This window comes from Microbacterium sp. AZCO, assembly GCF_039614715.1.
Classification (GTDB): Bacteria; Actinomycetota; Actinomycetes; order Actinomycetales; family Microbacteriaceae; genus Microbacterium.
The window spans coordinates 479,245-501,493 of record NZ_CP154857.1 but is presented as its reverse complement, the minus strand read 5'-3'; the positions used below and the strand labels follow the sequence as shown (position 1 = coordinate 501,493).

Here is a 22,249-nt window from a genome sequence, read left to right as displayed (position 1 = left end):
GGGCCCCACGACGTTCACGTCCGGGTGCGGCCGAGGCCACCAGCGTGGCCCGTCAGGGTGCTCGCGCCAGCGCCGAGGGCCCCGGATCCCCGGGTGCGAGTCCCAGCGGCGCCGCGAGCGCGGCGACACCCAGCGCGAGCCCGCGGCTCAGCGCAGGCCCGACGTGCGACGCGCCGGGCACGATGTCCAGGACCGTCGTGAACCCCGCCGCCCGCGCGGCGGCGGCGTTCGCCCGCTGCCCCGGTCCGTACCGGGTGTCGAGGGCGCCCGCCGTGAAGACGGCGGTGTGGCCGGCGTAGTCGCCCGCGTGCGCGGCCATGACGGCCGCGGGCTTCGCGGCCGCGAACGCCGCGGCGTCGCCGGCGAAGACCTTCGCGATGGTCTGCGCGTCGCTGCCGTCGCCGGGGTACTGATTGCCCGAGACATCCAGGATGCTGCCCCAGATCTCGGGATGCCGGCTCCCGAACAGCAGGGCGCAGGAGCCCCCGTTGGAGTAGCCGCCGATCGCCCAGTACGTGGGATCGACGAGGACGTTGAGGTGGGCGCGCGCGTACGCGGGGATGCTCACGTTGAAGTAGCTGGACACCGCACCGTACGCGGCGGAGTCCTGGCACGCCGGGTCGAGCTCGGGCGCCGTGAGCTGGTCGGCGACGATCGCGATGGGCGCGAGTCCCCGGTGCGACGCGGCGAAGGCGTCGAGTGCGTTCGCGAGCGCGGTGGGATCGGGCGAGCCCGGCTGTCCCATCATGAAGACGAGGAGCGGCAGCCGCGGCGGATGGGCCACGAGCGCGGCGGGAGGCAGATAGATCGCGGCATCCCGCGGCGAATAGCCGGGAGACGGGATGCGTCTATCCCCCGAGAGCGCGCCGACCTCGCCCTTCGCCGGCATGCCCGCCGGCGGCGTCCACGTGGAGGAGATCGGGCTCTGGTCGGTCGACGCGGGCGTCCGCGCCGGCAGTGCCACAGCCGGCAGCGCCTGCACGCCGAGGATCGTGGCGAGGGTGTGCGTGATCCCGAACTCGCGGTTGACGCCCAGTCCGCCCAGCACGAGGGAGGTCAGCACGAGCAGAGCGGCGAGCGAACGTCCGCCCCAGCCCGCCTGCGTGATCGCCGCGACGCCGAGGCCCGCCGTCGCGAGGCCGACCGCGACCCACGCCGCCGTCGGGCCGGGAAGCGCGACGTCGAACGCGCCCGAGACGTCGGAGAGCACCACGAGCACGACCCCGACGACGGCGCCCACCGCGGCTCCCACCGCGAGCCGCCGCGTCCGGCCGCGGCGCGCCACGACGACCAGCACGACGAGCGCCGTCGTCAGCAGGCCCCAGAACGGGATGATCCCGCCGTCGATCAGCTCGAGCCCCAGGAGCCAGCTCATCGCGCTCTTCCCTCTCCCGGTCCGCCCGCCGACCCGGCGAGGATGCCGCGCACCGCCGCGAGGAACTCGCGGGGCGAGGCATCCGGCAGATACGCCCGCATGACGGCCGAGCCGACGGCCGGAAGAGTCACGGGGTCGGCGTAGGCGAGGTACAGCGCACGGTACTCGGGGTGGAACTTGCTCTTGAACCGGAAGAGCGACGCGAACCCGTAGACGGGCTCCATCACGGCGGCGAGCCAGCCGAGGAACCGCGACAAGCCGGTGGACTCCTCCGATCCGGCGCGGGGACGAGCCGCGAGGGGAGCGCCGGAGAGACTCAGCGCGGCCGCCCCGCGCGCCTTCATCGACAGGGCGGCCTTCGCGATCAGGAACTCCATGACGCCGTTCGGGGCATCCTCGCGGCGCCGCATGAAGTCGAGCGTCCAGCCCGCGATCGCGCCCTGCTCCCACCACGGCATCCAGCTCGTCACGGCCTGCAGACGGCCGTCGTGATCGACGGCGAGCAGCAGCTCGACGTCCGGGTCCGCGAGCTCTTCCAGCCCGCCGATCGTGAACCCCATCTCGGGCAGCCCCCGGTCGGCGACCCACTGCTCGCTGATCTCGACGATCTGCGAGGCCATCGCGGGCGGCAGGTCGTGCCATCGCGTCCACTGGGCCGTCATCCCCTCCCGTTCCGCGCGCTGCAGCGGCTGGCGCACCTTCTGCCACTGGCGGCCCGTCAGCTCGAGGTCGGAGAGCGGCATCACCGTCTCCTCGCCGACCGACACCGTGTGCCACCCCATGGCGCGAAGAGCGGGCAGATGGTCCTCGTGGATGCTGTAGAAGACCGGCGTCCACCCGCACCCGATCGCGAAGTCCGCGAACTCCCGCAGCGTCGCCTCGGCACGCGCGGGGGTGCAGACCGGGTCGGCGACGCCGAGGGCGACGCCGTTGACGACGCGGTAGGCGACGGATGCCTGCAGGTCGGCGCTGATCCAGTGCGCGTTGCCGGGCCACGTGCCGAGGAAGGAGAGGGTTCCGCCGCCCCGCCGGAGGAGGGATCGGTACAGCGCTGCCGCGTGCGGCTCCGCGTCGCCGGGGCTCGACGCGGCGCGGTACACCCGCAGCGTCGCGACGATCACGACGACCCAGAAGGCCACCCCGACCCACTGGTACACGACCAGTCCCGCACCGACGCGGGGGTAGGGCGGCTCACCGGCGCCCTGCAGGAACGCGGGCGGCACGAACCTGCGCACCGCCTCGACGAGCAGCACCATCGGCGTCGGCCGCACCCGGAACGCGCGCGGGAAGAGCGACTCCACCAGGAGGAAGACGGCGACGCAGGTCGCGAAGGTCGCCGCCACGACGCCGATCAGCGCCCGCACCGCGCGCGGAGGCGCACTCACGACGAACCGCCGACGTGTGACGACGAGGAGCACGATCACCCCGGCCGGGACGCCGATCGAGGACACCGCCCACAGCGCCCACTCGAACGAGGCGCCGTTGTCGGGGTCGACGAAGACGACGTCGCCGAACATGATCGACAGGACGGCGAGTCCCGCGATCGCGGCATTCACGACGAGCCCGATGACCCACGCCACGCGCCGGCCGGACCTGAGCCCCCACGCCGTGAGGAGCAGCAGCGCGAGCGGCACCACCGCGAGGATCGCGGGACCCGCGCCCCGCGTCACGAGCAGGGCGACCTGGTGATCGCACAGCCGCGTGTAGTCGGTGCTGCAGCGGTCGACGAGCTGCTGATCGAACTGCGCGAACGACATGGCCGCCATCGAGAGCGGACCTCGCCCCCCGCCGGCGATGAGCGCGGCGATGGGGCCGGCGGCCGTCACGGCCACGATCACCGCGACGAGCGAGCGGGTCTCCCTCGTCGAGCTGCGATGCCACGGACGATGCGCGGCGCCCCGGGCGAACAGCATCCCGATGCCGAGGCCGCACAGAGCCCCGATGAGCCGGTACCAGGAGTCCACGTCGCCGGCGTAGAGGGCGAACATCCCGAGCACCGCGAACGCGACGACCCGGATGCGGCGTCGCCAGAGAGCCGACGCGAGGGCGGATGCCGCCAGCACGGCGCCCGAGATCGCGATCGCCGGATCCAGCACGGTCTCCTGGGTCGCGGCCTCGCTGACGGCGGGCAATCCGGCCAGCACGCTCTGCACGGCGGCGCCGAGCACGAGGGCGGCCACGCCGGCGCCGGCCATCGACACCAGCGTGCGGGCCGCCCCGAGGATGCGCTCGGCCGCCACGAGCACCGTCAGGGCGAGAGCGACCGACAGGAGTGCATCGACCGCCGAGTCGGGCGCCGTGAGCGACGTGAGCACCGCCCACCATCGCGTCGGCGTCTGGAGCGGGACCGGCCCCCAGCCGAGGACGTCGGGCACCTCGGCACTGCGGATCGCACCCGTCGCGATCGCGGTTGCGAGGACGACGAACGCGAACCCGAACGCGACCGGCGTCCGCCGGATCGTGGCGAGCACCGCTCGGGTCCGGGGCGCGCCGACCTGTGCGATCCGTCGCGGGTTCAGCCCGCTCTCGCTGCCGACAGTCGCCACACGCACCGGCCCCTCGTTCCTCGAAACGAGGCGACGCTACGAACGGCGCTCTCAGATGCGGCTAAGAATCCGCCACGCGAGAGCGCGGTGCGTCAGTGGGTGGCCTGCACCTCGCGCAGGCGCGCCAGCACCTGGTCGCGCAGCTCCTCGGGAGCCGACTCCTTGCACGCGCGCGCAACCACGTCGGTCAGCGTGCGGGCGACGAGGGCCTCGTCGCGGCATCCCTCGCAGTGCTCGAGATGCTCCGCGATATCGGAGTGCTGGGTCTTGCAGACCTCGTTGCGCAGGTACTCCTCCAGGTCGCGCCGCGCCTTCTCACAGCCGCAGTCGGTCATCTCGTGCTCCTCGATGCGGCAGTCCTGGTGCCGCGCTCCTTGGCGGGCGCGGTGTCGATGCCGCGCTCCTTCGCGTAATCGGCCAGCAGTTCACGAAGCATCCGCCTGCCACGATGCAGACGGCTCATGACCGTGCCGATGGGGGTTTTCATGATGTCGGCGATCTCCTGGTAGGCGAATCCCTCGACGTCTGCGAGGTACACCGCCAGCCGGAAGTCCTCCGGGATCGACTGCAGCGCGTCCTTCACGACGGATGCCGGCATCCGGTCGATCGCCTCCGCCTCAGCCGACCGGGTGCTCGTCGCGGTCGTGGACTCGGCACCGCCGAGCTGCCAGTCCTCGAGCTCGTCGATCGTGCCCTGATACGGCTCGCGCTGCTTCTTGCGATAGGTGTTGATGTACGCGTTCGTGAGAATGCGGTACAGCCACGCCTTGAGGTTGGTCCCCTGCGTGAAGGTCCGCCACGAGGCGAACGCCTTCACGAAGGTCTCCTGCACGAGGTCGGCGGCGTCGGCCGGGTTGCGGGTCATCCGCATGGCCGCCGCATAGAGCTGGTCCATGTAGGGCAGCGCCTGCTCTTCGAACTGCGCGCGGGCGTCGATCTCAGCCGGGGCCTGGTCGTTCATCACGCGCCAGTCTACGTCGAGGGCGTCCCAGGCCTTCTGGACGTCCACGACCTCACGATCGAGCGTTGCGATCATGGTCTCCTCTGCGGGGTTTGGAACAAGCCGTTCGTTAGGGTAGGAACCGATGACAGCCGACGGGTATTCCCCTTCTCCTCCGCGCGGTGCGCGCGGTCCCTGGCGTGCGCCGGTGGCCCGCGGTCCGCTGGCCGCCACCGTGACCGTCCCCGGGTCGAAGTCGCTCACCAACCGCGAGCTCATCCTGGCGTCCCTCGCGGACGCCCCGAGCCGTCTGATGGCGCCGCTGCACTCCGACGACTCCGCGCGCATGATCGACGCCCTGCGCCTGCTCGGCGTCTCGATCGAGACCGAGCCGGGCACCGGCGCGTTCGGCCCCGACCTCATCGTGGAGCCGGTCTGGCCGCTCCGCGACGGCGCCGTCATCGACTGCGGGCAGGCCGGCACCGTCATGCGCTTCGTCGCGGCGCTCGCCGGCTTCGCGCGGGGCGAAGTGACGCTCACGGCGCACGAGACCGCCCTGCACCGCCCGATGGGCGCCATGATCAAGGCGCTCCGCGACGTCGGGGTCGACATCGACGACGGCGGGCACTGGGCCCTCCCCTTCTCCGTGCGAGGTCACGGCCACGTCCGCGGCGGCGAGGTCGTCATCGACGCGAGCGCCTCGAGCCAGTTCGTCTCGGGCCTGCTGCTCGCCGCGCCGCGCTTCGACGTCGGCCTGCACCTCGTGCATCACGGCGAGCGGCTGCCGAGCCTCCCCCACATCGACATGACGGTCGAGTCGCTCGCGCACCGCGGCGTGCACGTCGAGCGCCCCGCCGTCGGCGAGTGGGTCGTGCCGGCCGGACCCATCCGGGGCAAGGACATCGCGATCGAGCCCGACCTCTCCAACGCGGCGCCGTTCCTCGCCGCGGCGATGATCGCCGGCGGCTCCGTGTCGGTCACGGGCTGGCCCGCGCACTCGACGCAGCCGGGCCACATGCTCGGCGACATCCTGTCGCTCATGGGCGCGCGCGTCGTCCGGCGCGGCGGCTCGCTCACGGTCACCGCCGGCGCGAACGGCATCCAGGGTGTCGACCTCGACCTGTCTGCGGCGGGCGAGCTCACGCCGACGATCGTGGGCCTCGCGGCCTTCGCCGACAGCCCCACGACGCTGTACGGCATCGGGCACATCCGCGGCCACGAGACCGACCGCATCGCGGCGCTCGTCGGCGAGCTGCGCGCCCTCGGCGGGGAGGCGGAGGAGCTGCCCGACGGCATCCGCATCGTGCCGCGTCCGCTCCAGGGCGGCCGCTGGCGCGCGCACCACGATCACCGCCTCGCCACGACCGGCGCCATGGTCGGCCTCGCCGTCGACGGCGTGGAGGTCGACGACATCGGCACGACCGCCAAGACGATGCCCGAGTTCCCCGAGCTGTGGCAGCGCATGCTCGAGGGCGGCTCCGACGACGCGGCCCCGCGCCCGGAGGCGCTTCAGGCATCGTGAGCTGGCTGGACGACTCCGACGACGACGAACCCGAGTTCGACGAAGCCGACGTCCGGGTCCGTCCCAACCCGAAGGCGAACCGCCCCCGCACCAAGCGCCGACCCGCGCACAGCGACGCCCAGATCGCGCGCGTCCTCGGCGTCGACCGCGGCCGATACGCCGTGCTCGTCGACGAGGACGACGACGACGAGCACGAGGCCGTCGCCATGCGCGCACGCGAGCTGCGCAAGCAGCCCATCGTGACGGGCGATCTCGCCCGGGTCGTCGGCGACACGACCGGCGACGAGGGAACGCTCGGGCGCATCGTCGGCATCGAGCCGCGCACGTCGCTGCTGCGCCGCAGCGCCGACGACACCGACCAGGTCGAGCGCATCATCGTCGCCAACGCCGACCAGATGCTCGTGGTCGTGGCCGCCGCCGATCCCGAACCGCGGCCGAGGCTCGTCGACCGCTACCTCGTGGCGGCGCTGGATGCCGGCATCCGCCCCCTCCTCGTCGTCACCAAGACCGACCTGGCCGACCCCGCCGCCTTCCTCGCGCACTTCGACGGGCTCGATCTCGAGGTCTTCACGAGCGCGCGCGGCGAGATGCCCCTCGAGCGGATCGGCGCGGCGCTCGTCGGCCACTCCACCGTGTTCGTCGGCCACTCCGGCGTAGGGAAGTCCACGCTGGTCAACGCGCTCGTGCCGTCGGCGCAGCGCGCGACGGGGCACGTGAACGTCGTGACGGGCCGCGGCCGGCACACGTCGAGCTCGACCGTGTCGCTGCGCTACCGCGGTGCGGGAGGCAGCGGCTGGGTCATCGACACGCCCGGCGTCCGCTCGTTCGGGCTCGGCCACGTCGATCCGGCCAACATCCTCCGGGCGTTCACCGACCTCGACGAGATCGCCGAGGAGTGCCCGCGCGGCTGCACCCACCTGCCCGACGCACCCGACTGCGCCATCGTCGAGGCCGTCGAGGGGGGCAGACTCGGACCGCGCGGCGCCGCGCGCCTCGACTCGCTGCAGCGACTCCTCGAGACCTTCGCCGACAAGCCGTGACGTCCGTCTCCGCCTAACCTGGAGGCATGACCGCCCGCCTCGAACCCGGCCGCCTCGCCCCCGCCTTCACCCTCGTCGATCAGGACGAGAACGCGGTCACGCTGAAAGACCTCCGCGGCGGGCGGGTGATCCTGTTCTTCTATCCCGAGGCGATGACGCCGGGATGCACCACGGAGGCCTGCGACTTCCGCGACAGCCTCGCCCCCCTGCAGGCGGCCGGCTACACGATCCTCGGCATCTCGCGCGACGAGCCCGAGAAGCTGCGGCGCTTCCGTGAGCGGGATGGGCTCACGTACGACCTGCTGAGCGACCCCGACCACAAGGTGCACGCGAAGTACGGCGTGTGGGGCGAGAAGATGAACTACGGCAAGGTCATCGAGGGCGTCATCCGGTCGACGTTCGTCCTCAACGAGAAGGGCCGCATCGAGCACGCCCTCTACAACGTGCGCGCGACGGGGCACGTGGCACGGCTGCGGACGCTCCTCGGCGTCGGGTAGCGCTGACCGGGGGGATTTCCCGGCCGCGCCGGCGCTCCTCCTCGTCGCTGCGTGGCGAGCGATCGTGCTCGTCGGTGCGTGCCGCTCCCGGCGCTCGTGCTCGTTGGTGCTCGGCGCGCCGGCTACTCGGCGTCCTTCTCGCGCGCGCCGCGTCGCGCGGCGATGATGAGCAGCACGAGCACGACGACCGCGGGCGCCGCGAGCGCGAGGCCCGTGAGCGGATGCGCGAACGCGCCGGTGACGGCGCCGAGCGCGACGGCGAGGATGAGCACCTGCGCGACGATGCCGCCCGAGCGCCCCCAGGACTGGCCCCGCCACACCGCGACGCCGAACGCGGCGAGCGCGATCGCGCCGACCGCCGTCAGGACGATGAGCGCGATCGAACTGTCGAGCGCCGCCGCATCCCCGCCCGCGAGCGCAGCGATCTGCCACGCCACGACGACGAAGAGGCCGGCCGCTTCGAGCGCGAGCAACACGCCCGCTGCCCGCGCGACGGGGTTTGTGTGCATCGCCCGTGTTCTCCTCGCTCCGGCCCTGGCCGCTTGTGCGATCTCTCTATGCCGTTGAGGGAACACTCAGGCACTTCTACAGAAAGCGACTCTTCAACCCTTGATCTGCGCCTAGGCGTCATGGAATCATAGTCGGAGCCGTGTGCTCCCACAGCGACGTGGGGCGAGCGATCGCTCGCATCTCCCACAGGGTATCGGACCCGAATCCGGGCTCTGGACCACATCCGACCTCATACGTCATCAAGGAGCACCACCATGGATTGGCGCGACAAAGCCGCCTGCCTGACCGTCGACCCCGAGCTGTTCTTCCCCGTGGGGAACACCGGGCCCGCCGTCGACCAGATCGAGAAGGCCAAGGCCGTCTGCGCCCGCTGCACCGTCACCGAGATCTGCCTCCAGTACGCCCTCGAGACCGGCCAGGACTCGGGCGTGTGGGGCGGCCTCTCCGAGGACGAGCGCCGCGCCCTCAAGCGCCGCGCCGCTCGCGCCCGCCGCGCTTCCTGACGCGCCGCGCCGCGGCATCCCTCGTCACCGCTGACCCCCCCGCGTCTCTCACTTCCCGTCCATAGCCCGTGCTCTCGCCGAGAGCACCCGCTGCGACCGGTGCGGAGCACGGGCTTTCGGTGACAGCACGGGCTCTGGCCGACCTGCCGGATCGGGAGGGTGGATGCCTCGGCACGAGGCATCCCGGATCGTCAGCCGGCAGCGCGCTCGATGTAGCGCAGCGGGATCTCGATCGTGACCTCGGTGCCGCTGCCCATGATCGTGTGCCAGTCGATCGTGCCGCCGAGCTCGCCCTGGATGAGCGTGCGGACGATCTGCGTGCCGAGCCCGCGGCCCACCTGACCCTCGGGGAGGCCGGAGCCCGTGTCGCGGACGCGCACCTCGAGGCTGTCGCCGTCGCGCTCCGCGACGATCTCGACGTCGCCCTCCTGGCCCGCGAGCCCGTGCTCGACGGCGTTCGTGACGAGCTCCGTGAGGGCGAGGGCGAGCGGCGTCGCGAACTCGCTCGGCAGTGTGCCGAACCGGCCCGTCGTGCGGGTGCGCGCGCGGGTGTTCGGCGCTGCCGCCACCTCGGCGACGAGCTTCAGCACGCGGGCGAAGACGTCGTCGAAGTCGACGTTCTGCGCGAGGCCCTCCGACAGGGTGTCGTGCACGACGGCGATCGCCGAGACGCGCCGCATCGCCTGCGTCAGCGCCTCGCGCGCCTCATCGGTGTGCGAGCGGCGCGCCTGGATGCGCAGCAGCGACGCCACGGTCTGCAGGTTGTTCTTGACGCGGTGGTGGATCTCGCGGATCGTCGCATCCTTGGTGATGAGCTCCTGCTCCTGATGCCTGATCTCGGTCACGTCGCGGCACAGCACGATGGCGCCGATGCGCGTGCCGTGATCGCGGAGCGGGATGGTGCGGAGGCTCACCGTCACGCCGCGCGCCTCGAGGTCGGCGCGCCAGGGAGCGCGTCCGGTCACGACGACGGGGAGAGACTCGTCGAACTGGCGCTTCGTGGGCAGGATGCTCGTCACGACCTGAACGAGGGATTCGCCCTCCAGCTCGTCGTCGAACCCGAGCCGGTTGAACGCCGACAGCGCGTTGGGGCTCGCGAACGTCGTGATGCCGTCGACGTCGAGGCGGACGAGCCCGTCCGAGGCGCGCGGAGCGCCGCGGCGCGGTGACGTCGGAGCGGAGAGGTCGGGGAACTCCCCCGACGCGACCATGCCGAACAGCTCGTCGGCGCAATCGTTGAACGTGATCTGCTGGCGCGACGGCGTGCGCGTCTCGCCGAGGTTCGTGTGACGGGTGAGCACGCCGATGGCCTGCGGCTCGGCTCCGGGCTTGGCGGCGCGGACGATCGGCACGGCGCGCACGCGCGTCGGCGTCTCCTCGAACCAGTCCGGCGACGCGGAGTCGATGATGCGCTTCGTCTGGAACGCGTCGCGCACCTGGGTGCGCCACTGCGGGCGCACGAGATCCGACACGATGTCGCGGTAGAAGAGCGTCGCCGCACCGCTCGGACGCGTGTGCGCGACCGCGATGAACGAGTCGTCGGCGGTCGGCACCCAGATCACGATGTCGGCGAAGGCGAGGTCGGCGAGCAGCTGCCCGTCGCCGGCCAGGCGATGCAGCCACTCGACGTCGGCCTCGCTGGACCGTCCTTGCGCGTACACGAGATCGCTGAGGGTCGACACGTCCTTCAGCCTACGGCCCGCGCCGCGTGCGCCCGGCAGCGCCGACCGTCTGCTACGAGCCAGGCGGCATGAGCGCGAGCGCGACAGGCGGCGCGAGCGCGAGCGCGCGTCAGGCGGCGTGAGCGCGAGCGCGCGTCAGGCGGCGCGACGCGAGGAGCGCCGGATGCCGCTTCGCGGCGCCCCCTGCGCGGGCGGCGTCGGCGCCGGCGCGACAGCCTCGCCGACGAAGCGCCGCACCGCGAGGGTGAGCGGCGAGCGCGGAGCGACCCCGGCGATCGGCTGAGACGCGAGGATGGCGGCGTCGGCCGACCGCGGGTCGGTGGGGAGGAACCAGAGGTCCCGGATGCCGCCGAACCGGTCGAGCGTGCGCCGCACCTGACCGCGCGCATCGACGCCGAGCGTGCCGGGGCGCAGGCGGTTGGCGACGACCGCGACGGGCGTCGCGCCGATCGTCGCCCTCAGCTCGGCATGGGCGCGGAGGAATCGCGAGACGCCGACGGGGTCGGCACCCGCCACCGCGACGACGAGATCGGCGGCGCGCAGCGCCGCGAGGGTCGCCGCATTTCGCCGTGGTCCGTCGAGATCGGAGACGATCTCCTCGTCCCGCTCGAGGGGTGCGGCGACGTCGACGACGGTGTAGTCCGCCCAGCTGCGGCAGGTCTCGAGCGCGGCCGTGACGCGCCCGTCGGACAGCTCGGGCCAGCGGGACGGCCGGTTGAGGCCCGTGAGCACGTCGACGCCTGTGCGACCGAGGGGCGTCGCGATGCGCTGGAGCTCGCGCACGTCGAGGCCGCCCAGCTCCGCCTGGCGGCAGGCTGCGGGGAATCCGGGGCCCTCGTCGGCCAGCCCGAGCTGCATGGCGAGCGAGGGTGCGTGCGTGTCGGCATCCACCAGCGCGACGTGGCGGCCTCCGCGCGCGAGCTCGACGGCGAGTTCGATCGCGACGGTCGTCCGGCCGGGCGCGCCGGCAGGACCCCAGACGGCGACGACGCGCGGATGCTTCGGTGCCGGCGGCGCCGAAGCGGCGGGCGCCGGGACGGCGGCCAGGGCGTCTGCGAGGCGCCACGGCTCGATGTCGAGCGGCAGGGCCTCGCCGAGTCCGAACGGCTCGACGACGCGGCGCTCCGCGTCGTCGGCGACGAGCGGGACGATGCGGATCCCGCGACGGTCGCAGAGCGCCACGACCGCTGCTGTCAGCGACGCGCGGTCGGCCTGCAGCACGAGGGTGTCGGCCTCGGCCAGGGCAGCACCGACGTGCGGGGACTCGATCCCACGCACGTCGTCGACCGCGAAGGCCGCGAGGGCGGTGGCGGAGAGCACCGCGGTGACGCGCAGCCCTTCACGCTCGAGGCCGGCGCCGAGGGCGCTCCCCCACGGCTCGTCCGCCGCGATGAGGAGGGTCATTTCGCACCCGTCGTCGGAACGACCGACAGCGCCGATTCGTCCGCCATCGCGGCGAGCACGGCCGCGACGTCGGCACGCGGGATGACGACCTCGAGTGCTGCGGCGCCACCCCCCATCATCGAGTCGTCGCGCGTCACCGACACGACGGTCGCATCGGCGACGAGGATGCGCGGCACGTCGTACGACCCGCGCTCGATGAGGGGCGCCTCCCACACCTCGACGACCGACCCGGCGTCCACGGAGGCGGGCACATCCACGGTGCTGCGAAGCACGACGGTCGTCGTCGCCGCAGCGGCGGCTGCGTCGACGGCGGTCGCCGGGACCAGCTCGCCCTCCTCGACGGTCCTCGTCGCGATGAGGCCGTCCTCGACCGAGTCGGACGTGAGGTAGGCGTCCCCGAGCTGGCCGAGTGCAACGTCGACGAGACGCAGATCGTCCTTCGAGACCGCTTCTCCGGGCACGATCGTGCGCGTCGCGGCGAAGACCGGAACGGTCTGTCGCGACGCCGACACGACGAACCAGACGCCCGCGACGGAGGCGGCGACCAGCAGGATGCCGAGGAAGAACCGGGCGTCGCCCCAGAAGGCGCGAGGACGCGGGCGCGCAGAGTCGAGTGCCGTCATGCCGACCATCGTCGCTCAGCCCCGGAAACCGGCTCCTCCTTTATCCACAGAGCGGGACTCGCCTGGGCCCGCGCGACGGGGCGCCGCCATAATTGGGGCATGCCCGATAACCCGACATCGGACGCGCGGATGCTTGCACCGGCCGAGGCGGCCGAGGTGCTCGGCGTGTCCGTCGACGAGGTGATGGAGCTCGTCCAGTCGGCGCAGCTCCGGGGCATCCGCGTCGGGTCGCCCGCTCGGTGGCGCATCGAGCAGGACAGCATCGCGCGGTACATCGACGACCGCGCCGAAGAGGCCCGCCGCATGGCCCTGTGGCGTCAGTCGAACGAGGCCAGCTTCCCCGAGCTCTGGGGCACCGGCATCATCCGAAACGGCGACTGACCCGCGCCGCATCGCCGCGCCGCACTGAGCGGCGCTCGCGCGGCTGTGGGCTACCGGGGCAGCGCCGCCCCCTCGAGCCGGATCCACGCGATCGCCTCGAACGGCACCAGGCGGTGGCCGCTCACCGCGTCCGCTCGCCGCGGCGCACCGGGCTCGTGCACCGCGAGATCGAGGTGGTCGGCGCCGGCGCGGTCGATGGTCCCCGAGAGGCTGCGCCCGTGCACGAGGTGCAGCGTCACCCCCACACGCCGGCGCACGAGGTCGCGCAGGGCGAAGCCCAGAGTCATCCGCTCGGCGAGCGACGACGTCGCGGCGACCGGCCGCGCGCTGCGGAGGAGATCGGGATGCGGCATCCCGATGCTCATGATCGCCGAGAGCGGCGCGATGATCGCGCCGGTGCGCGCCGGGCTCGGCTGGAGAGCCGCCCAGTCGGCGCCGACGCCGCTCACCTCGGCGGCGACGACGGTGCCGTCGCGGAACTCGAAGGAGGGTGCGGCCGTCGACTCATCGCGGTCGAGCAGGGCGGTCAGGCGGTCGCGCAGCGGCACGCGGGAAAGGCGCAGACGCTCGGCCTCGCTGTCGAGAGCGGCGCGTTCCGCCTCCCACTCCGAGGCGAGCTGATCCTCGAGATCGTCGAAGACTCAAACCCATAAAATGGACATATGAGCAATTCCGAACCGATAGCGCCCTTACCGCGGCGCCTCCGCGTGTGCATCTACGCCCGCATCTCGAGTGACAAGAAGGGCGCCGGGCTCGGCGTCGAGCGTCAGATTGCCGACTGCCGCGAGCTTGCCGAACGCCTCGGCTGGGAGGTCGTGGCGGTGTTCGTGGACAACGACATCTCAGCCGCCTCGGGGAAGCCGCGACCTGGCTACCGCGACATGCTGACGGCCGTTCGAGGGGGCCGGGTTGACGCGATCATCGCGTGGCACACCGACCGGCTGCACCGTCGCCCCACCGAGCTCGAAGAGTTCATCACGCTGGTCGAAGCCACCGGCGTGAAGATCCAGACCGTGAAGGCCGGGGAGCTTGACCTGTCCACCCCGTCGGGTCGGATGGTCGCCCGGATGCTCGGATCGGCCGCCCGGTACGAGGTCGACCAGACCCGCGACCGCATCCGACGCGCGAAGCAGGAGGCCGCCAAGAAGGGCGAGTATCGCGGCGGCAAGCGCCCGTTCGGATATGAGCCGGGCGGGATGGTCGTGCGCGAGAGCGAGGCCGCGATGGTCCGCGAGGCGACGAAGGCGATCATCGCGGGGCGGTCGCTGCGCGGGATCGCGGTCGAGTGGAACGAACAGGGCCGCTTGGCGCGCCGCGAGCAGATCGTGAAGGACGAGCACGGCCAGGTGGTCCGCGATGCCGAGGGCAACCGACAGGTCGAGATCGTGCGCAAGGAGTGGAGCGCGCTCACCGTCCGCGAGATGGTGCTCAGGCCGCGGAACGCGGGCATCCTGGCCCACGGCGTGCCGGGTCGGAAGACGACGCTCTCGGGCGCGCACCGCTACGAGTTCGAGGAGATCGGCCCTGCCGCGTGGCCCGCGCTCGTCAGTGAAGACGAGTGGCGGGCGGTCGTGAAGGTGCTCACCAACCCCGCTCGCCGGGACTTCGAGGGCACCCGCGAGCGCAAGCATCTGGGGTCATCGCTCTACTACTGCGGAGGCCTCACCGGCGAGGTCGACGCACAGGGCGAGCCCATCGAGTGCGGGACGCTGATGCGCTCGGGCACGCACGGCGGCGGCGTCAGGCACTACCGCTGCCGACTCGGCGGCAAGGGCCACGTCATGACGCTGGCGGCACCGGCCGATAAGTTCGTGCGCGAGACCGTCGCGGCGTACCTGTCCGACCCGCGCATGATCGCGGCGCTCACCCCGGCCGCTCCCGACGTCAGCGCCGACCGCGAGCGCCGCGCCGCACTCGTCGCCCGCCTCGCTACGTTCGAGGCCGACTATGCCCTCGGGGTGATCGACGGCAGGCAGCTGCAGAGCGCGACCAACGCCGTCGAGGCCGAGATCGCGGCGATCGACGCGAAGATCGCGAAGGCGGTGCGCTCGGCCACGTCGTCCGAGGTGATGAGCGCGGCCGATCCGGCAGCGGCATTTCTCGCGGCGACGCTCGACGTGCAGCGCGCCACCGTCGCCGGAACCGTGCGCGTGACCGTGGTTCCCAACTACCGGCGCGGCGCGGCGTGGTCCTCGGACCGGCTGCGCATCGAGCCCGCGACGGCCTGAGCCGTGGCACTCCCGACGCCGTGGTCCGGTGCTTCGCGACCCGCTGAGCCGTCGAAAAATCGCGAATGCGTACTAGGGCATCGTGCCCGTATTCGGGCCTCTGTCGCCCTCAGAATGCGGGCAGGATGCCCTAGTAGGCATTCGCGCACTCCGATAAAATTGGAGCAGCCGAAAGCACCGCCCACCGGGGCGGGCTGGAGGCTCTCACACACGAGCAAGCGAGCCCGTCGCCACGTAGCGCGGCGGGACGGTAAGACCCCGGCGCAGACCTGACCCAAGGGCAGGCTACGACCGGCAGGTGCCGTAACGAGTCCACATCGGGCGTGTGTCCTTTCAATCGAAGGGCACGCTTGTGTTCGTCATCCGCGACCGCATTCCGGTCTACATCAACCCCATCACCGACCCCGACGTGTCGGGCTCGAACCGCGCTGAACGCCGCGCTGCCGCGCGCTATCGCAGGCTCGGCGAGACGGCGAAGCACTTCGCCGTCAGCGAGAGAACCGTCGAGAACTGGCACGAACGCGGGTACATCACCGCGTTCCGTGGCGCAGACAATCGGCTCTACTACTCGATCGAAGAGATCGAGCTGGCCCTGGCCGCTCGCCCTCGCTCCGAGATGCGCGACGGCCGGCGCCGGGGCAAGCACGGCCGCATCGTCCCGCTTCCGGTCGAGGCCGCCCAGTGAGCGCCCCGCGCACGCCGCAGGAGGTCGCCGCCTCACTCCCTCCCCTCACCAACACCCAGATCAGCCGCATTGCGGCCCTTCTCGGTCCGGTGACCGTTCCTCCCCCTCCCCCCACCATCGCCGCCGTGAGGACGTGCGAGCGCTGCGGCGCTCCGGTCCCTCGGGACAACAAGCGGTTCTGCTCGGATGCCTGCTACTGCGGCGTGCGGCGGCGCAGCCTGCCGCTGAGCCCCGAGGAAGTCGCCCTGAGAGCCGGGATGACCGAGGCCCAGGTGATGCGGCGCGCGCACGCGGAGCTTGAGGCGTGGATCGCGGCGCACCCCGAGCGGACGGAGGCGAGCGCATGACGACGACGGAGCGCCGCGGGCTCTGGATCGAGTACGAGAGCCAGTGGATCGACCCCTCGGAGTGGGAGTACCGCGAGGACATGAGCGCCGACCAGCTCGTCGTGGCCGATCGCATCGTCACCGAGGGCTCGTTCCACCTCAACGGCCAGCCGATGGCTGAGCGTCAGGCGCGATGGATGCGCTCGATGCTGCTCGACAAGGGCGCCGGGACGATGCGCGTCCCCGAAGGGCTGCGGCATCTCAGCGGGTCGGAGGGGCGTCGGTTCCTGATCGAGGATCTGTGGCCGTGGGGCACGTACCCGATGATCGGCGGTGCATACAAGGCGGGGAAGACGACACTCGTCGCTGATCTCGTGGCCTCGCTACTGGTCCCGGAGCGTCCGTTTCTGGGTCGGTTCGGGGTGACGCTCACCGAGGAGGAGCGGCAGCGCGGGATCGTCGTCATCAACGCGGAGACACCGGCTGAGGACTTCGAGAATGCGCTGCTCGCGGCGGGGATCGACCCGCACGAGATGTTCCTGAACGTCTATCACCTGGACGAGCTCGGCGGGCCGGGGCAGTTCGACCTCACGAACCCCGCGAACTTCGATGAGTGGGAACGCGAGTTCGTCCAGTGCAACGACTGCTGGGGCGAGGACTTCTGGACGCCCGCGGTCGTCATCGTGGACGGCGTGACCGCGATCCTCGGCGGGCCCGACCGCTACGGCGAGTGGTACGGAGCATTCAAGCGGCTGATGAAGTCCGCCGACATCCCCAACGCGATCGCCACCGGGCACAACGCCGCGGGGACGCGCCATCTGTTCAACGCCACCGCCGCGATGGCGGGGCCGGATGGGGTCTGGTCATACACGACGGCGCGCCCCGACGATCCGAAGTCGAGGCGGGACCTGTCGGTGCTCGCCCGCGTCGGCGGCGTCGCGATGCCGGAAACGCGGGTGCGCGTGGACGACGAGGGACGCCTGACGATCGCCAAGCCGACGGCGACGATCAAGCCCGAGGCGACCGCGCACGATCACGTCGAGGACGCCGCCGTGCGGATGCTGGCGAAGCTCACCGAGGCGACAACCGAGTGGGTGGGTCAGACAGACCTCACCGGCAAGGGCAGGCACGGTCAGTTCAACAGGCTGGCTCTGGAGAGGCTGCGCGAGACGGGCCGCGCAGAGGTTCGCGTCGAGGGCATGCGTCGCTGGTGGCGTGCTGCGACGTCATCCGCACCCGACTCCATCGTCATCGACCTCAGCGACCACGACTCCGGTGGCACCGGCTCGTAGGTGTCCACGTGTCACGGTGTGCCTATAGGGGTGTCCGGTGTCCAAGGGACACCGATCCCTATAGGACACCGGACACCGGACACCGCGCCGGGGCCGGTCGTGTCCAGTGTCCGAGAGCGAAAGGACACCGCGGGACACTGGACACCGCTCAGGCGAGGCGAACGGGGCAGGCGCGTCGGGACGGAGCGACGAACTCGGCGAAGTGCTGCGCGAGGGCGGCGCGGTACTCATCGGAGCGGCCCTGTTCGCGGAGTCGTTCGGCGGCGCGGAGCGAGCGCGTCGCGAGCGCCGAGCGCGAGGGACCGCCTGCGGCTGTGAGAGCGGTCGTCGGTCGCTCGGGGGTGGTTGTCGTCATGGCTTCTCCTTCGCCGTGTGCCCAAAGAATACCCCTGGGGGGCATACGTACTACGCTTTGCACCAAGGAAGCGCGACGAGTGCTGGCGCCCCGTGTTGCGAGCGGGGCATCGAAGGGCCGGACGTCCACGAGCGAGAGACGCCGCCTGCCATGAGCAAGCGCCCGCTGACCGACGCCGACAGAGCGCGCATCCCCGATGACGCCGCCCGCCTCCTTGCATGGCTCGACGCCAACGCCCGCCCCGGCATCACCGGCCGAACCCTCGTGCGCTCGCGGGCGCGTGCCGCCGAGGCGGTCGGGCTGACGCCGCGCCAGTTCGCCCGCGCCGAGCAGGCGCTGATGCAAGCGCACACGATCCACGCCCAGCGACTCATGCCGATGAGCGAGCGTGCTGCCGCCGACCCGCCATTCCGCTGGGTGCTGCCGTACCCGACCCCGAGGGAGACACCATGATCGACAGCGACCTCGCTGCGCGCGCCGAAGCTGTGCGCAGCGCCCAGGCCGAGCAGAAGGCCCGGGAGATGCTGACCGCCCGCCTGCACCGCGAGAGCGTGCTGGAGCGCGCCCTGACGATTCCCTGCCCCGCAGGACACGCCCCGGCCGGGGAGTACTGCACCAATCCGGCAGGCCTCCGCGCGTGCTGCGGCAGGAGGGTCGCGGCAGCGAAGTTGCTGCCCCACCCCGAGCCCGACCCCGAGCCCGCGAGCCCTCCACGACGACGGAGGTACGCGGGAGCGGGGCACACGTCATGAGCGGCGGCGGCGGCGCGCTGCGGCCCCTCGGGCTGACGTCGCTCAAGCCCGGCGAATATGCGTGCGAGCGGTGCGGCGTGGCGGTCCCGACCCCGATCGACGCCGCCCGCGAGTACCAGGTGATCGCGAAGATCGGCGGCGGGTTTCCGGGCGGGAACGCCCCGCGCCCCTCGGGGGCGATGTACGTCGTGCGGATGGGTCTGTGCGAGGTCTGCACGGCGCGCGACGAGAGCGCCCGGGAAGTCCTCAAGGCCCACCCTCGGATTCAGCGGTTGAGCGGCGCGGAGAGCACCGGCCTGCACCGCATCGCCCAGGTGCTCGACGCGCTCGCTGTGCTCGGACGCACTGCCGACCTGACCCCCGCGCTGAGCGATCAGGCCGTGCTCGCCGCGATCAATCTGCTCATGGCCGAGGGCTCGGCGGTGCGCTGGATGGCGCGGTTCGCGCCGGTGATCGAGGCGGGCGCTCAGGAGGGCAGCTGTGCCGTCGAGCCCTGGCTGCACGTCGACACGACGGCGCGGCTCGGGCTGCGCGAGGCCTACGGCCGGTGGATGCTCGCGCGGGCGGGCCTGCGTCCTCGCATTCCCTGCCCTGACCCCTCGGGCGGGTGCATGTTCTGCGGCGTCTCGTGGATCGACGGCGGCGAGTGGCGCGCGGCCTCGGTGCGCCCGTCCTCGGTCGGCGGGTTCGGTCCCGAGCCGCTGCGCGGGCATCTGTGCACCCTCTGCGCGGAGGCCGTCGACTCGGCGGGAGCCCTCGGGAGGACCGCACTCGAGTTCTCTCTGGTGGCCGCGCTCGGTGTCCCCGGCGTCAAGTTCACGGGCGGCGGCGACGACCTCGGCGGCCTGATCCAGCTGCACGGACTGCGCGCGTGGGCGGCGGTGAACGCGCAGCCCGGGCACCGTCGCGTGAAGCCGTGCGCCGAGCCGTGGGGCTTCATCGCGGACTCGACCCGCGACGCGCTGCGCGAGCAGCTGATGGGCCGCGAGGGCCTGACGGCCGACGTCTGAGCCCCGGCCGGTCGGCGCTTCTCGGCGGTCGCGTCGGCCGGTCGGCCGCCCATTTCGAGGCGTGCCAGACCGCCCGAGACGCCTAGGATCGGAATCCGCGAAAAATCGCTGCTTTAAATATGTCCGAATTATGGGTTTGAGGAACCGGTCCCACCGCACCAGGCGAGGCTAGGGCACCCCTCGGACAACCGGACAGAGTTATCCACACCCTCCTGGCTGGGATTTTCCTGTGAGGGCGGAATGTGTTGTAATTTCCGGCAGATCGTTCCCCCCGACGAGATAAGGCCTTACATGGCGATGATGCCTGCGGTCCACCCCCGCCACCCCGACGTCTACGAGCTGTCCGACTTCTTCGCGCCACAGCGCACGTCGGCGACTCAGCTTCCCGACCCCGAGCCCTTCCTGCAGAACCTCACGCGTGGAGTGCTCGAAGTCTTCTCCGGCGTCCGCGAAGTCGAGCAGCTGGCCCGCTGGGTCACGGAGGACGCGTTCCGCAAGCTCGTCGTCCGCTCCAACCTCGCGGCGCGCGCCCGCAGCGCCCGGGGCGTGCCCGCGAAGCGGCCCGTGCATTCGATCCTCTCCGTGCGCCATTCGGCACCGGCGGACGGGGTCGTCGAGGCCGTCATCGTCGTCGCGAGCCCCGCGCGCACGCGGGCGGTCGCGGTGCGACTCGAAGGCATGGACGGGCGCTGGCGCGCGACCTCGCTCGCCCTCCTCTAGACCCCCGGATCGGCGGGTCGGCTCCAGCGTCGTGGCCGGCTCGCTCAGTTCTCGTCGACGTCGCTGACGTCGCTCAGTCCTCGTCGGCGTCGATCAGGTCGAGAAGCTTCTTCAGCGCGTCTCGGATCTCGCTGTGGTCGTACTGCCCCGCCCGGCTCTCGCCGGCGATCACGCCGCCGCGGTGCACCCTGCGGAAGTCGCCGAACGGGAACGAGTAGGCGCCCTTCGTCTCGCGGTTCTCGCTCTTGTCGATGCCGAGGTGCCAGTGCGAGTACTCGGTCCAGCCCTCGCGCTCGATGAAGGCGTTCTCCTCGTCGGCCGTCGGCGCCGCCTCCGACCAGTCGTCGCGCTCATCGCGCACGACTCTGCCGTCGCGCACCAGCTTGCGCGCGTTCTCCAGTGCGGGTCTGTTCAGCTCGATGGACATGCCCACAGGCTAGGCCGCACCACCGCTCGGTACGAGGGGTTGACGAGTTCGGGCCGTCGGCACCGCCGGGTCGCCGTCACACGCCTCCCGGCGCGTGAGCCCGGCTCCTCCCCCGCGTCACTGCTTGTACGACGAGAGGAAGTTGCCCAGTCGCTCGACGGCCTCGGTGAGCACGCGCGCCTCGGGCAGCGTCACGATGCGCAGGTGATCCGGTGTGGCCCAGTTGAAGCCCGTCCCGGGAACCAGCAGCACGTGCTCCGCCATGAGGAAGTCGAGCACGAGCTTCTGGTCGTCGCGGATGTCGTACACCTCCGGGTCGAGCCGGGGGAACGCGTACAGAGCTCCCTGCGGCCGCACGCACGAGACGCCCGGAATCTGCTCGAGGCCCTCCCACGCGGCATCCCGCTGCTCGTGAAGCCGCCCGCTGGGGGCGATCAGCGCGTCGATCGACTGCACCCCCGACAGCGCCGCCTGCACTGCGTGCTGCGCCGGCACGTTGGGGCACAGGCGAGTGGATGCGAGGAGCGTGATGCCCTCGAGGAACCCGGAGGCGTGCGCCTTCGGACCCGTGATGACGAGCCAGCCCGACCGGTAGCCCGCGACGCGGTAGGTCTTGGACAGCCCGTTGAAGGTCAGGCACAGGAGGTCGGGCGCGATCGTCGCCATCGGGATGTGCTGCGCACCGTCGAAGAGGATGCGGTCGTAGATCTCGTCGGAGAGGATCAGCAGCGAGTGCTCTCGGGCGATGTCGGCGATGCCCTCGAGCACCTCACGGGTGTAGACCGCGCCCGTGGGGTTGTTCGGGTTGATGACGACGATGGCCTTCGTGCGAGACGTCACCTTCGAGCGGATGTCCTCGAGGTCGGGCTGCCACTCGTTCGCCTCGTCGCAGATGTAGTGCACGGGCGTGCCGCCCCCGAGGCTCGTCATCGCGGTCCACAGCGGGTAGTCGGGCGCGGGGATGAGCACTTCGTCGCCCTCGTCGAGGAGCGCCTGCATCGTCATCGTGATGAGCTCGGAGACGCCGTTGCCGAGGTACACGTCGTCCGGATGCACCTTCGGGAAGCCGGCGACCTGCTCGTAGCGGTAGACGACCGCGCGGCGGGCGGAGGCGATGCCGCGGCTCTCGCTGTAGCCGTGCGCCTGCGGGATCGCCTCGATCATGTCGCGCACGATCTGGAAGGGCGCCTCGAAGCCGAACGCGGCGGGGTTCCCCGTGTTGAGCTTGAGGATCGTGTGGCCCTCGGACTCGAGCCGATCCGCCTCGACGAGTGCCTGGCCGCGGATCTCGTAGAGGACGTTCTTCAGCTTGCTCGACTGGTCGAGCGTTCTCAGGGGCGCGGTCGTGCTCATCGGATCAGGATAGCCGTGGCTGCTCCAGGCCACCCGACGACGGGTGGCCTTGGGCCCGGCCAACGAGAACCCGGGCCG

At 71.7% G+C, this 22,249-nt stretch carries 25 protein-coding genes; 13 read left to right on the top strand and 12 right to left on the bottom strand.

Annotated elements, in window-relative coordinates; genetic code table 11:
• Positions 1-52: 52 nt before the first annotated feature.
• From AAIB33_RS02260 to AAIB33_RS02245, 4 genes are all read right to left on the bottom strand, one after another.
• Positions 53-1,375, bottom strand: coding sequence for an alpha/beta hydrolase-fold protein (locus tag AAIB33_RS02260; RefSeq protein ID WP_345801952.1), 1,323 nt, complete (start codon positions 1,373-1,375; stop codon positions 53-55).
• Positions 1,372-3,927: a DUF2156 domain-containing protein gene (locus AAIB33_RS02255; protein WP_345801951.1), complete on the bottom strand. Its 2,556-nt coding sequence runs from the start codon at positions 3,925-3,927 to the stop codon at positions 1,372-1,374. The genes AAIB33_RS02260 and AAIB33_RS02255 overlap by 4 nt, the downstream gene beginning before the upstream one ends.
• Positions 3,928-4,013: 86 nt before the next feature.
• Positions 4,014-4,256 (bottom strand): zf-HC2 domain-containing protein, encoded by a 243-nt coding sequence (locus AAIB33_RS02250; RefSeq protein WP_345801950.1) that lies wholly within the window; start codon positions 4,254-4,256, stop codon positions 4,014-4,016.
• A complete protein-coding gene (locus tag AAIB33_RS02245) occupies positions 4,253-4,957 on the bottom strand; it encodes a sigma-70 family RNA polymerase sigma factor (RefSeq protein WP_345801949.1) in 705 nt (234 codons plus the stop codon). Before AAIB33_RS02245 ends, AAIB33_RS02250 begins: the two co-directional genes overlap by 4 nt.
• Positions 4,958-5,006: 49 nt before the next feature.
• On the opposite strand from AAIB33_RS02245, the gene aroA reads away from it, so the two are divergent.
• Genes aroA through bcp form a run of 3 tightly spaced genes read left to right on the top strand, consistent with a single transcriptional unit; the run spans position 5,007 to position 7,920 of the window.
• Complete coding sequence (aroA, locus tag AAIB33_RS02240) at positions 5,007-6,383, top strand: 3-phosphoshikimate 1-carboxyvinyltransferase (RefSeq protein WP_345801948.1); 1,377 nt, start codon at positions 5,007-5,009, stop codon at positions 6,381-6,383.
• A complete protein-coding gene (rsgA, locus tag AAIB33_RS02235; protein WP_345801947.1) occupies positions 6,380-7,423 on the top strand; it encodes a ribosome small subunit-dependent GTPase A in 1,044 nt (347 codons plus the stop codon). Before aroA ends, rsgA begins: the two co-directional genes overlap by 4 nt.
• A 26-nt stretch (positions 7,424-7,449) precedes the next feature.
• Positions 7,450-7,920 (top strand): thioredoxin-dependent thiol peroxidase, encoded by a 471-nt coding sequence (gene bcp, locus AAIB33_RS02230; protein WP_345801946.1) that lies wholly within the window; start codon positions 7,450-7,452, stop codon positions 7,918-7,920.
• Positions 7,921-8,042: 122 nt separating this feature from the next.
• Here bcp and AAIB33_RS02225 read toward each other — a convergent pair whose 3' ends face one another.
• Positions 8,043-8,429 (bottom strand): histidine kinase, encoded by a 387-nt coding sequence (locus tag AAIB33_RS02225; RefSeq protein ID WP_345801945.1) that lies wholly within the window; start codon positions 8,427-8,429, stop codon positions 8,043-8,045.
• 255 nt (positions 8,430-8,684) lie between these two features.
• Here AAIB33_RS02225 and AAIB33_RS02220 point away from each other — a divergent pair, with 255 nt between their 5' ends.
• Positions 8,685-8,933: a WhiB family transcriptional regulator gene (locus tag AAIB33_RS02220; RefSeq protein ID WP_039397845.1), complete on the top strand. Its 249-nt coding sequence runs from the start codon at positions 8,685-8,687 to the stop codon at positions 8,931-8,933.
• A gap of 191 nt (positions 8,934-9,124) precedes the next feature.
• Here AAIB33_RS02220 and AAIB33_RS02215 read toward each other — a convergent pair whose 3' ends face one another.
• The 3 genes from AAIB33_RS02215 to AAIB33_RS02205 all read right to left on the bottom strand — a co-directional run bounded on the left by AAIB33_RS02215 (position 9,125) and on the right by AAIB33_RS02205 (position 12,642).
• Positions 9,125-10,615 carry a histidine kinase N-terminal domain-containing protein gene (locus tag AAIB33_RS02215; RefSeq protein WP_345801944.1) on the bottom strand — a complete coding sequence of 497 codons (1,491 nt, stop codon included), beginning with the start codon at positions 10,613-10,615 and terminating at the stop codon, positions 9,125-9,127.
• A gap of 135 nt (positions 10,616-10,750) precedes the next feature.
• Entirely contained in the window at positions 10,751-12,019 is a 1,269-nt protein-coding gene (locus AAIB33_RS02210) for a P-loop NTPase (RefSeq protein ID WP_345801943.1), read from the bottom strand.
• A complete protein-coding gene (locus AAIB33_RS02205) occupies positions 12,016-12,642 on the bottom strand; it encodes an SAF domain-containing protein (protein ID WP_345801942.1) in 627 nt (208 codons plus the stop codon). Before AAIB33_RS02205 ends, AAIB33_RS02210 begins: the two co-directional genes overlap by 4 nt.
• 99 nt (positions 12,643-12,741) lie before the next feature.
• Between AAIB33_RS02205 and AAIB33_RS02200 the strand changes: the two genes are divergently transcribed.
• Positions 12,742-13,023, top strand: coding sequence for a helix-turn-helix domain-containing protein (locus AAIB33_RS02200; RefSeq protein WP_345801941.1), 282 nt, complete (start codon positions 12,742-12,744; stop codon positions 13,021-13,023).
• A gap of 50 nt (positions 13,024-13,073) precedes the next feature.
• Here AAIB33_RS02200 and AAIB33_RS02195 read toward each other — a convergent pair whose 3' ends face one another.
• A complete protein-coding gene (locus tag AAIB33_RS02195) occupies positions 13,074-13,571 on the bottom strand; it encodes a hypothetical protein (protein ID WP_345801940.1) in 498 nt (165 codons plus the stop codon).
• A gap of 114 nt (positions 13,572-13,685) precedes the next feature.
• On the opposite strand from AAIB33_RS02195, the gene AAIB33_RS02190 reads away from it, so the two are divergent.
• The 4 genes from AAIB33_RS02190 (at position 13,686) to AAIB33_RS02175 (ending at position 17,554) form a co-directional block, all read left to right on the top strand.
• Positions 13,686-15,251, top strand: coding sequence for a recombinase family protein (locus AAIB33_RS02190; RefSeq protein WP_345801939.1), 1,566 nt, complete (start codon positions 13,686-13,688; stop codon positions 15,249-15,251).
• A 352-nt stretch (positions 15,252-15,603) separates the two neighbouring features.
• Complete coding sequence (locus AAIB33_RS02185; RefSeq protein ID WP_345801938.1) at positions 15,604-15,936, top strand: hypothetical protein; 333 nt, start codon at positions 15,604-15,606, stop codon at positions 15,934-15,936.
• Complete coding sequence (locus AAIB33_RS02180; RefSeq protein WP_345801937.1) at positions 15,933-16,283, top strand: hypothetical protein; 351 nt, start codon at positions 15,933-15,935, stop codon at positions 16,281-16,283. Before AAIB33_RS02185 ends, AAIB33_RS02180 begins: the two co-directional genes overlap by 4 nt.
• Positions 16,280-17,554, top strand: coding sequence for an AAA family ATPase (locus AAIB33_RS02175; protein ID WP_345801936.1), 1,275 nt, complete (start codon positions 16,280-16,282; stop codon positions 17,552-17,554). Before AAIB33_RS02180 ends, AAIB33_RS02175 begins: the two co-directional genes overlap by 4 nt.
• Before the next feature lie 148 nt (positions 17,555-17,702).
• Here the strand turns inward: AAIB33_RS02175 and AAIB33_RS02170 are convergent, their stop codons facing one another.
• Positions 17,703-17,909, bottom strand: a complete 207-nt coding sequence (locus AAIB33_RS02170) for a hypothetical protein (protein ID WP_345801935.1) — start codon at positions 17,907-17,909, stop codon at positions 17,703-17,705.
• A 150-nt stretch (positions 17,910-18,059) separates the two neighbouring features.
• Here AAIB33_RS02170 and AAIB33_RS02165 point away from each other — a divergent pair, with 150 nt between their 5' ends.
• The 4 genes from AAIB33_RS02165 to AAIB33_RS02150 all read left to right on the top strand — a co-directional run bounded on the left by AAIB33_RS02165 (position 18,060) and on the right by AAIB33_RS02150 (position 20,391).
• Positions 18,060-18,362 (top strand): hypothetical protein, encoded by a 303-nt coding sequence (locus AAIB33_RS02165; RefSeq protein ID WP_345801934.1) that lies wholly within the window; start codon positions 18,060-18,062, stop codon positions 18,360-18,362.
• Complete coding sequence (locus AAIB33_RS02160) at positions 18,359-18,661, top strand: hypothetical protein (RefSeq protein ID WP_345801933.1); 303 nt, start codon at positions 18,359-18,361, stop codon at positions 18,659-18,661. The genes AAIB33_RS02165 and AAIB33_RS02160 overlap by 4 nt, the downstream gene beginning before the upstream one ends.
• Positions 18,658-19,671, top strand: a complete 1,014-nt coding sequence (locus AAIB33_RS02155) for a hypothetical protein (protein ID WP_345801932.1) — start codon at positions 18,658-18,660, stop codon at positions 19,669-19,671. Before AAIB33_RS02160 ends, AAIB33_RS02155 begins: the two co-directional genes overlap by 4 nt.
• Positions 19,672-19,962: 291 nt before the next feature.
• On the top strand, positions 19,963-20,391 hold the full coding sequence (locus AAIB33_RS02150; protein WP_345801931.1) for an Rv3235 family protein: 429 nt from the start codon (positions 19,963-19,965) through the stop codon (positions 20,389-20,391).
• A gap of 73 nt (positions 20,392-20,464) precedes the next feature.
• Here AAIB33_RS02150 and AAIB33_RS02145 read toward each other — a convergent pair whose 3' ends face one another.
• Together AAIB33_RS02145 and AAIB33_RS02140 are read right to left on the bottom strand one after the other, a co-directional pair.
• Positions 20,465-20,818 (bottom strand): hypothetical protein, encoded by a 354-nt coding sequence (locus AAIB33_RS02145; RefSeq protein WP_345801930.1) that lies wholly within the window; start codon positions 20,816-20,818, stop codon positions 20,465-20,467.
• A gap of 117 nt (positions 20,819-20,935) precedes the next feature.
• A complete protein-coding gene (locus tag AAIB33_RS02140) occupies positions 20,936-22,171 on the bottom strand; it encodes a pyridoxal phosphate-dependent aminotransferase (protein WP_345801929.1) in 1,236 nt (411 codons plus the stop codon).
• Positions 22,172-22,249: the final 78 nt, after the last annotated feature.

Excerpts from the sequence above, each read along its gene's own strand:
- AAIB33_RS02260 (WP_345801952.1), bottom strand. The coding sequence starts at position 1,375 with ATGAGCTGGCTCCTGGGGCTCGAGCTGATCGACGGCGGGATCATCCCG.
- AAIB33_RS02245 (WP_345801949.1), bottom strand. The coding sequence starts at position 4,957 with ATGATCGCAACGCTCGATCGTGAGGTCGTGGACGTCCAGAAGGCCTGG.
- AAIB33_RS02160 (WP_345801933.1), top strand. The coding sequence starts at position 18,359 with ATGATCGACAGCGACCTCGCTGCGCGCGCCGAAGCTGTGCGCAGCGCC.
- bcp (WP_345801946.1), top strand. The coding sequence starts at position 7,450 with ATGACCGCCCGCCTCGAACCCGGCCGCCTCGCCCCCGCCTTCACCCTC.
- AAIB33_RS02170 (WP_345801935.1), bottom strand. The coding sequence starts at position 17,909 with ATGACGACAACCACCCCCGAGCGACCGACGACCGCTCTCACAGCCGCA.
- AAIB33_RS02200 (WP_345801941.1), top strand. The coding sequence starts at position 12,742 with ATGCCCGATAACCCGACATCGGACGCGCGGATGCTTGCACCGGCCGAG.
- AAIB33_RS02165 (WP_345801934.1), top strand. The coding sequence starts at position 18,060 with ATGAGCAAGCGCCCGCTGACCGACGCCGACAGAGCGCGCATCCCCGAT.
- AAIB33_RS02150 (WP_345801931.1), top strand. The coding sequence starts at position 19,963 with ATGGCGATGATGCCTGCGGTCCACCCCCGCCACCCCGACGTCTACGAG.
- AAIB33_RS02140 (WP_345801929.1), bottom strand. The coding sequence starts at position 22,171 with ATGAGCACGACCGCGCCCCTGAGAACGCTCGACCAGTCGAGCAAGCTG.
- AAIB33_RS02220 (WP_039397845.1), top strand. The coding sequence starts at position 8,685 with ATGGATTGGCGCGACAAAGCCGCCTGCCTGACCGTCGACCCCGAGCTG.
- aroA (WP_345801948.1), top strand. The coding sequence starts at position 5,007 with ATGACAGCCGACGGGTATTCCCCTTCTCCTCCGCGCGGTGCGCGCGGT.
- AAIB33_RS02210 (WP_345801943.1), bottom strand. The coding sequence starts at position 12,019 with ATGACCCTCCTCATCGCGGCGGACGAGCCGTGGGGGAGCGCCCTCGGC.
- AAIB33_RS02190 (WP_345801939.1), top strand. The coding sequence starts at position 13,686 with ATGAGCAATTCCGAACCGATAGCGCCCTTACCGCGGCGCCTCCGCGTG.
- AAIB33_RS02145 (WP_345801930.1), bottom strand. The coding sequence starts at position 20,818 with ATGTCCATCGAGCTGAACAGACCCGCACTGGAGAACGCGCGCAAGCTG.
- AAIB33_RS02155 (WP_345801932.1), top strand. The coding sequence starts at position 18,658 with ATGAGCGGCGGCGGCGGCGCGCTGCGGCCCCTCGGGCTGACGTCGCTC.
- AAIB33_RS02175 (WP_345801936.1), top strand. The coding sequence starts at position 16,280 with ATGACGACGACGGAGCGCCGCGGGCTCTGGATCGAGTACGAGAGCCAG.
- AAIB33_RS02250 (WP_345801950.1), bottom strand. The coding sequence starts at position 4,256 with ATGACCGACTGCGGCTGTGAGAAGGCGCGGCGCGACCTGGAGGAGTAC.
- AAIB33_RS02225 (WP_345801945.1), bottom strand. The coding sequence starts at position 8,429 with ATGCACACAAACCCCGTCGCGCGGGCAGCGGGCGTGTTGCTCGCGCTC.
- AAIB33_RS02205 (WP_345801942.1), bottom strand. The coding sequence starts at position 12,642 with ATGACGGCACTCGACTCTGCGCGCCCGCGTCCTCGCGCCTTCTGGGGC.